This is a genomic window from Streptomyces sp. NPDC014006, assembly GCF_043088925.1.
Lineage (GTDB): Bacteria > Actinomycetota > Actinomycetes > Streptomycetales > Streptomycetaceae > Streptomyces.
Map to the genome: position 1 here is coordinate 870,440 of NZ_JBICAJ010000001.1, position 7,921 is coordinate 878,360.

6 protein-coding genes and 1 pseudogene are annotated in these 7,921 nt (G+C 66.5%); 3 read left to right on the forward strand and 4 right to left on the reverse strand.

What is annotated here, in order from left to right; all coding sequences use genetic code 11:
• Window positions 1-324 precede the first annotated feature (324 nt).
• Window positions 325-1,332: an XRE family transcriptional regulator gene (locus ACF1GV_RS04015; protein WP_391677575.1), complete on the forward strand. Its 1,008-nt coding sequence runs from the start codon at window positions 325-327 to the stop codon at window positions 1,330-1,332.
• Here ACF1GV_RS04015 and ACF1GV_RS04020 read toward each other — a convergent pair.
• Together ACF1GV_RS04020 and ACF1GV_RS04025 are read right to left on the reverse strand one after the other, a co-directional pair.
• On the reverse strand, window positions 1,316-2,107 hold the full coding sequence (locus ACF1GV_RS04020; protein WP_391677577.1) for an NUDIX domain-containing protein: 792 nt from the start codon (window positions 2,105-2,107) through the stop codon (window positions 1,316-1,318). The genes ACF1GV_RS04015 and ACF1GV_RS04020 overlap by 17 nt on opposite strands.
• Before the next feature lie 88 nt (window positions 2,108-2,195).
• Entirely contained in the window at window positions 2,196-3,863 is a 1,668-nt protein-coding gene (locus ACF1GV_RS04025; RefSeq protein ID WP_391677579.1) for a DUF6119 family protein, read from the reverse strand.
• A 222-nt stretch (window positions 3,864-4,085) separates the two neighbouring features.
• On the opposite strand from ACF1GV_RS04025, the gene ACF1GV_RS04030 reads away from it, so the two are divergent.
• The gene (locus tag ACF1GV_RS04030; protein ID WP_391677581.1) at window positions 4,086-5,294 is read left to right on the forward strand and encodes a hypothetical protein; all 1,209 of its coding nucleotides are present in this window, start codon (window positions 4,086-4,088) and stop codon (window positions 5,292-5,294) included.
• A 127-nt stretch (window positions 5,295-5,421) separates the two neighbouring features.
• Window positions 5,422-5,508: pseudogene (locus ACF1GV_RS04035) on the forward strand (glutamine synthetase); the annotation flags it as partial.
• Between the two features lie 18 nt (window positions 5,509-5,526).
• Here ACF1GV_RS04035 and ACF1GV_RS04040 read toward each other — a convergent pair.
• Complete coding sequence (locus ACF1GV_RS04040) at window positions 5,527-6,576, reverse strand: TolB-like translocation protein (RefSeq protein WP_391677583.1); 1,050 nt, start codon at window positions 6,574-6,576, stop codon at window positions 5,527-5,529.
• Window positions 6,573-7,742: an MFS transporter gene (locus ACF1GV_RS04045; protein WP_391677585.1), complete on the reverse strand. Its 1,170-nt coding sequence runs from the start codon at window positions 7,740-7,742 to the stop codon at window positions 6,573-6,575. The genes ACF1GV_RS04040 and ACF1GV_RS04045 overlap by 4 nt, the downstream gene beginning before the upstream one ends.
• Between the last annotated feature and the right edge of the window lie 179 nt (window positions 7,743-7,921).

Consider the following 7,921-nt stretch of genomic DNA (forward strand, 5'->3'; position numbering starts at 1 on the left):
CAAGGCGATTCGCCAGATTGGGTGGTGATCCCCTCTCGCGGTGCACCTCTAGGAGACCGCCGTGGAGGGGCGTTGCGGCAGCCAACTGACCTTCATAAGGGGTGGATTAGGGTCGCTGTTAACCCCTTTTGACCTGCGGCAATGTGAGGCACCATGAGGTAGCAGTGATCGGACCGATGCTGAGCGGGGTGCCGTGTGAGCGAAGGATCAGGACTGCGAAGTGCCCGGAAGGCACGCGGTTGGTCCCAAGAGCGACTCATCCGCGAGATTGAGCATTACGCCCGACGGAGCCTCACCGACGTTGCCTCCACCGCGAGCCTGCGGGTGTACGTCTCCGAGTGGGAGAACGGTCGGCGTTCGATCTCGGACCGCTACGCAGCGATACTGCGAAAGCTCCTGGGGGTCACAGACCTTGAGCTGCGGGGCGTCGCTCCGGAGGCCTCGCCGACAGTGGCCGACGGTTACGACGACTTGCTCAGCCGGATCGACTCCGCCAGCAGCGTCAGCGCGTCCATGGTGAAGGCGTTCAACGACCAGACGGAACTACTCCGCACGATGGACAGGCAGATAGGTGCGGCGGGGTTGGTAGACCAGATGACAGGGCACCTCGCCGCCCTTGAGGACGCTCTCAACTTCGCCGTGTTACCTGCCGCGCGGCGACCCGTGGCGCTTGCGCTCGCGGGCGCGTCGACCCTTGCGGCGTGGCAGGCAATCGACTCTGGCGCCATCGAGCGAGCTTGGCGACACTACGAATTGGCGAAACGTGCGGCGCGCGACGCAGAAGCGCCGATGTACCTTGCCCACGCGATGGGCGAGCAGGCATATGTCCTCAGCGACGCGGGGCGGCCGGCACTCGCTGTCCAACTCGTTCGCGATGCTCAGCGCTGTCTCGGTCAGTCCGGCTCGGCGAGGCTCCGGGCGTGGCTACACGCAGCTGAAGCTGAGCTGTGCGCGCACGCCGGGCTGGTCGACGACTGCAAGCGGGCGCTGGACCTGGCCATGGATGCGATTCCGCCGGGACCGGAGGACCGGGACCCGGACATGCTCAGCATCTTCTTGAACGGCGCCCACCTCGCCCGGTGGCGAGGCAACGTGCTCGGCTTGCTCGGTGAAGATGAAGCGGTGACCAGCCTTTACGGTGCACTGGAGGTGATGGACCCGACCTTTGTGCGGGCACGGGCGGGGCTCCATGCCGATCTGGCGCAAGCGCACCTGGCGCGTGCCGAGTATGAGGATGCGAACACCCATCTCCGGCAGGCGCGGATGCTGGCGAGCCGCACCGGTTCGGTGCGGCAGCGCCGTCGCGTCGACCGGCTCAATGAGCGTTTGTGACGTTCTGTTTGCCCCGGGTCGCCAGGATGTGAAGCAGCGCGACCAGGGTGCCGGAACCCAGTAGCTCACCGCGGGCCATAAGGCCGGGGACGTCGGCGAGGGGTACCCATTCGATGTGGCCGGCTTCTTCCAGGTCGGTCGGCTCGCCAACCTTCTCCGCCCCATGAGCTACGAAAATCTCGTGGGGCGAGTCGACCATGCCGACCATGGGTTGGTAGCTGACGACGTGCTCGATGTTCTTCGGGCGCCACCCGGTCTCCTCGACGACTTCCCGCAGCGCTGTGTCCGCCGGCTCCTCGCCCTCGTCGACGATGCCGCCGGGCAGCTCCCAGCCGAAGCGCTGCGGTACGAACCGGTACCGCCACATCATGAGTACACGGTCCTGGTCATCGATCACGGCCGTGATGGCGACGTGGTGAAGCCTGACCACGTGGTGCTCAAACCGCTCCACGCCGGGCGGCTCGACGTCCCAGAGCTGAAGCTTCACCCACCGGTTGTCGTACAGGTCGCGCTCACCGTGGATGCGCCATGGCTCCAACCCGTCCGGCGTCTTCACGCTCACCGCGCCCGGCACTCGATATGAACTACGCCCCCGCACCTCAAGGGCACCCTCAGCTACCAGACGAGCGAGTACCTGCCGGAGCGCCGTCCGGCCGATGCCCAATTCCTCGGTCAGCGTACGTTCAGAGGGGATCTTCTCCCCGGCGCTGCCGTACACGCCGTCGGCAAGCCGATGTCGAAGCGTCTCGTAGACCTTGGTCGTCTTCGGTCCCATCCGCGGAGCACTCTCCGTTCTGAAGTGGTGCGTACCAGCTTAGCGGGAAGACCACGCCGCCATGGGCCTTTGGGTGGGGGATCAACGACTAGTCTCGCATCTGAATGCGTGCCACCGAAGGGTGTACCTGCATTCGTCGGAGTTTGCGAACGAATCCTCTGAGATTCACTTTGCTGAATGTAGGCAGACTCCCCGGGATTGGTCGCGTGCCCGTGACTGCTATTGCGTAGGTGACCTTTTTTGGTGCTGTGCGTGCAACCTCTTCAAAGGTAGGCGACAGGCCGATAACTTTATCAATGAAGGCCAAGCGATAATCGGCGTCCTCGGTAAGGGTGGTCGCGGACACGTATCCTTGCGCAAAAAGATGGCTGAGGGTTTGACTGTCCGACCACTTCTTGACGTGGATCAAATGCCCATCTCGGTGCAGTAGGTCGCATGCCTCTATTTGATCGCCCACGGAAGAGATGGTGTCGGTGTCGAGGAGTACAAGGTCATCTCTATCATGTAGCGCTCGTTTGTTGTAGCCGTTCTCGCCCGATTCCTCTTCGGTTTCCTCGCTCTTCACCCAGTCACGGAGGTTCAGGAGTGAAGTAACGTCGTCTATCTCGGCCAAGTCGTCGTCCAATTGGCGAGCATAGCTTTCTGCCAGCCCGAACCACTTGCCGAGTGTGAGCAGATACCTTCTGTCTTCGGATGCCGCCTCGAAAATTAGCCAGTTCTTCAGCGGTGTGGACTGACTGGCCGGGTTTCCGTCGGTATCGATGGCCATGACTTTGATGTCTTTAAGCGCTGTCCGGCCAAGGGAACCTCTGAACGCGGACAGTCCGTCCAAGAGTGATGGGATGCTCATCTCCTGCATGAACGCGATCTCGTCGCCGCGCTTCAGGCGGATCAGATGTACGTTCTCGATCGTCAGGTCATCCGGCGGAGCGAAGGACAGAATGAGGGGGTCAAGATTGGCTACGTCTTCATTGGTTGGCACGCTCTGCTTCGTCGCGCGATCGCCGAAGAGATTTAGTGCAAGAAGCTTCTCCAGCTCTGCGGTAGCTTCGGCATTGGACCGCAGAGGTTCTAGTGCGTCAATGAATCGCAAGTCCTCCCGAGCTTCATTGTCGCTCACCGTCTCGAGCATCCGCTTCAGGACTCTGCGCACCTCGTGTAGATCCGTCTCCGTCTTGAAGGCTACGGAGTCGGTAGCCACCACCGCACCCAAACCTTCTATTTCGCAGCCTTCATCCAACTCTCCGACGACCCGTCGGATGAACTCACCCTCAAGCTCGACGTCGAAATCCCGTAGACCCGTACGGTTAGGTATCTGCACCGACTGAGTGCGAGCAGAGGGGTCTATGCGCCTGCTTCGAATCTCGTTTAGCGCAAGGGTATTGTAGGCGCGTGAAGCGAAGCGAAGGCCAAAGTTGGGGTCAATCCAAGACCATTCAAGAGAAGAGCTACCGTAACCGAAACATACTGCGAACACTCGGTCGTCGACCGGCAGGAAAATGACTAGCCTGTGAGAAACGCTTCTCACGGATTCGAGGGCAGAGAACACCGGGCTCAACGACCGAGACCACGGCGGGACGCCGTCGCTCTTCGTTGCAAAATATGCAACGCAGCCGTCAGGCGCACCCTCCGAGGGAGTTAAGCGAGTCATCTCTGATTGGCCGCCTGGCCGGTATTGAGCGCGCAAAGCCCTCTCGTATGAGGGCAGTCCTTCGCGCAGCAAAAAGCAATTAAACCGAAGTTTTGACGCACTCATCAATCCCCCCCTGCTGGTCAACCGTTGTACCACTCAACGGCAATGTTGGGGAAGACTGTCACTTGAATCGAACTAGCGATCGAATCCGATGGCTCAGGCTCCGCCCCAGAAGGATTGGCGCATCGAGGGTCCCGTTGTCAGTGCCGTGTCGCACCATGGGCCAGATGGCCTCCCCGCCAACTGTCGGGCCTGCGCGCCCAGGAGCAGAGGAGCAGATCTGAAGTGCACAACAATTTGATCTACCTCACCGACGGTCGAGGCAAGGTAGACGCCAGCAAACTCAGTGACACTGAGTGGGCGCGGCTTGTCTGCGAAAACCGCGATTCTGTTCGCCGTCGGCTCGTGAAGTGCGCCTGGTGTTGGGACGAGGACCGCGTCACCCACTGGATGAAGACCTACTCTCGGGGCGGACGGGTGATCTCTCATCAGCCGGGTGAGAGTGCCGACCACCCCTACCAGGCGTTGGAGAGCGACGAGCACAAGGCGTACTGCGACCGCGTGGAACGGGTCGGAACCGCTGAAGGGTTTCAGGCCCAACGTGAGTCGCGAGCCGACGATGGCCGTACGCGAGCGGACGTCCTTCTCGTCGGCGCTCGCCGCCTCTCTTACGAGATGCAACACTCTCCGTTCAAGGCAGGCTACGGGGCGAAGGAACGGACCCGCAGGTCTCTCGCCGCTAAACGGGACGCGGTCGCGTGGCACACAGACAGCTCGATCATCGCCCAAGGCAGCCGCGTTGCCATGCTTCGCTCCAACCAGGCCCGCTTACCCCAGATCGAGAACCCGAGATACGAGATCCGCATCCTCGGTGGCTACCGGAGGGTTCTCGTCTGGGACTGCACTAGCCGCGAGGGTCATCGCTGCCCCCTTGGTCGGTATGCCGGCTGCGGCGCCACTCACGTCGACTCGCAGCCCAGTGCCATCACCTTGGACGACTTCATCCGCCAAGCTCCTGCTGGGTTGGTCCTGCCTGTCTGGCCACTGGACCGTCTCGGTTTCTGGACTACGCCTGGGGACTACCAGATCTGGGTGGACCACTTTGGTGAAGGCGATCGACTCGTTGCGAGCGGCGCTGGACGGCGGCGCCAGTCGGAGCAGCAGGCGGATGGTCATTCGCGCTGGACCGCGGCTAAGGACTATGCCCCTGTCGTGCCCCGGCAGCGCGACGGCCGGTCTCAAGATGTGTCCGACATTCCCGACGGATTGATCAACTTGGAACGATCGGCGATGGAGGAGCACGCGAAGCTCTCGGGTCTCAGCGGTGAGGCATATGAAGCGCAGTGGAAGGTCTGGCGTGTGGCGGCTGAGGCTTTCCATACCGCCCTCACCGACTTCGTGGCACACGTCGGCGTGGGCATGTCGCGATTCGAGGTCGAGCAGGCGGTGAAGAGGGCCGTGCGCCACCCTCAACCGACGACTGAGTCCGCATGAGCCGGGCCGTCTGTGGGCCGTCGAAGGGCGGCCCACAGCGACCACCATCAACCACTGACGACCCTTCGATCGCAGCCCCGTGCTGTTCGGATGTCCATGGCGCGAGGTCGCCTCGGGCCGCCGTCACTTCCTGCGCAACAAGCGCTCGGAGTGGGAGGAGTACCGGTCCGAGGTCACCGCATTCGAGCTGCGGAAGAACCTGCCGGTGCTGTAGGGACGGCCTGGGGCCGGACTAGGGAACGTACGCCGGGGACACCGCCGCGGTGCTGATGCGCCGCGGCTTTCCCGTGCCGTCGGACGGGGTCTCGTACAGGTCCGCGCCGTAGTCGCCCGGCAGGGCGTAGACCAGGGTGTGGTCGTCGCGCCAGACCGCCTGGTCGTCGACGCTGCGCGGCTCGGCCAGCGGGGTGTCGCGCAGCGTGCGCAGGTCGAGGACGTACAGGCGCCACGGGGCGTCCTCGGGCAGGCCCGGCACCCGCTTCTTGAACGCGATACGGGTGCCGTCGGGGGACAGGGACGGGCACTCGACGTTCGTGCGCAGCGTCGTGACCGTACGGGCCGTCAGGTCGCCGCGGACCAGGTACGTCCGCCCCTTCGTCGCCATGGTCGCGTAGAAGGTGCGGTCGTCGGCGGCGAACGTCACGCCCCAGAAGTTCACGTCCGCCGCGCGGTAGCCCCGGCCGTCCTTGACGATCCGGAACGACTCCAGGGACGGGATCAGCTTCCCCGTGCGCACGTCCACGATCGCCGCGCGCGTGGAGAAGTTCGTGCCGGCGTAGGAGTCGCCGCCCACGAAGGCCGTCCAGGCGGCGAAACGCCCGCTCGGTGACACCCGGGCGCGGGAGGGGATGCCGGGGACGTCGTAGTGGTGCGTCTCCTTCAGGCGGGCGTCCAGGAGTACGGCGCGGTAGGTGTCCGACACCGGGCCGTGCACCGCCTGCAGGCACACGCCGGTGCCGGCGGCGGCGTAGAAGCGCAGGCACTTCACGCCGGAGGCGGTGCGCGGGCCGGCCGGGTCGGTGGCCGGCACGCTGGTCAGTTCGTCGCGGTGCGGGCCCCACGCCATGTTCCGGAAGACCATCCGGCCGCCGTCGGTCAGCGCCACACGGCCCGCGGTCACCTTCGGCCCGCCCGGCTGGGTCTGCTCGCGCCGCTGCGCCCGCGCGGAGGCGTGCAGCACCGACGCGACGGCCACGCCCGCGAGGACGGCGACCGCGGCGAGCAGCACGAGGACGCGGGTGCGCGTGCGGGACGGGGTGCGCGCCGTGGGGTCGGCCGTCATGCGGTGCCTTTCTCGTGCGGGGCGGCGGTGGTCTGAGGGCGCAGGGCGAACGAGCACGCGGCGCACACGGCCAGCGCGACCGTCGACGCCGCCAGCGCCGTGCGGTCGCCCCACACGGTCCACGCCGCGCCGAAGCCCAGCGAACAGGCGAACCGGGCGAGCGCCTGGCCCGTCTGCACGAGCGCGAGCCCCGACGAGCGCAGCGCCTGCGGCACGCTGTCCGAGGCCGCCGCCATGAGCACCCCGTCGGTGGCCGCGTAGAAGGCGCCGTGCAGCACCAGCACCGCGTACGGCAGCGCGGCCCCGTGCCAGGACGTCAGCAGCAGCGCGTACGCCGTGAGCAGCGCGCCGTGGCCGGCCAGGAACAGCCGACGGCGGCCGACCCGGTCCGCCAGCCGGCCCGCCGGCACCGCCAGCAGCAGGAACGTGGCCGCCGTGCCGAGCGGCAGCAGCGCGAACCAGCGGTCGGGCACGCCCAGCCGGCGCTGCAGCAGCAGGTAGACGAAGGAGTCGCTGACCGTGGCCAGGCCCAGCAGGAGGGCGCAGACGGTGATACGGCGCAGGTCGCGGCGGTGCAGCAGGCGCAGGGCGTTGCGGAGGGTGGGGCGGTCCGCCGGCGTGGCGGGTGTCTGGTCGGCCGCCGTCGGTTCCGGGCGGCCTGCGGGTACGAACAGCACCAGGACGACGACGCCCACGGCTGCCACGCAGAAGCTCACCGTGAACACCGCGTCGTAGCCGTCCACGGTGGCCCGCAGGATGGCGAACGCCACCAGCGGTCCGAGCAGGGCGCCCGCGGTGTCCATCGCCCGGTGCACCCCGAAGGCACGGCCGCGCGTCTGAGGCGTACTGCACAGGGAGATCAGCGCGTCGCGCGGGGCCGTACGCAGGCCCTTGCCGGTGCGGTCGGCCGCCAGGACCAGGCCGATGGGGGTCAGGGAGTGCGCCACCAGCAGCAATGGCTTGCAGGCGGCCGAGAGGCCGTAGCCCAGGCCCGCCACCCACTTGTGCCGGCCCCCGCCGCGGTCGGCGAAGTGGCCGCCGGCCAGCCGTACCAAGGCAGAGAAGCCGTTGTAGACGCCGTCCAGCAGGCCGAAGCCCAGCGGGGACAGGCCGAGGCCGGCCACCAGGTACAGCGGGAGCACGGCCGTCACCATCTCCGACGACACGTCGGTGATCAGGCTGACCGTGCCGAGCGCGAGAACGGTCGGGGCGACCGCGGCGCGGGGGCCCCCCCCCCGGGGGGGGGGGGGGGCCGGGGGGGGGGGGGGGGGCCCCCCCGGGGGGGGGGCGGGCGCGGCGGGGACCCCCGGGCCGCCCGGGGGGGGGGGGGTTGGGGGCGGGGGCG

Coding starts and splice junctions, on each gene's coding strand:
- ACF1GV_RS04020 (WP_391677577.1), bottom strand. CDS start 2,107: ATGGGACCGAAGACGACCAAGGTCTACGAGACGCTTCGACATCGGCTT.
- ACF1GV_RS04025 (WP_391677579.1), bottom strand. CDS start 3,863: ATGAGTGCGTCAAAACTTCGGTTTAATTGCTTTTTGCTGCGCGAAGGA.
- ACF1GV_RS04040 (WP_391677583.1), bottom strand. CDS start 6,576: ATGACGGCCGACCCCACGGCGCGCACCCCGTCCCGCACGCGCACCCGC.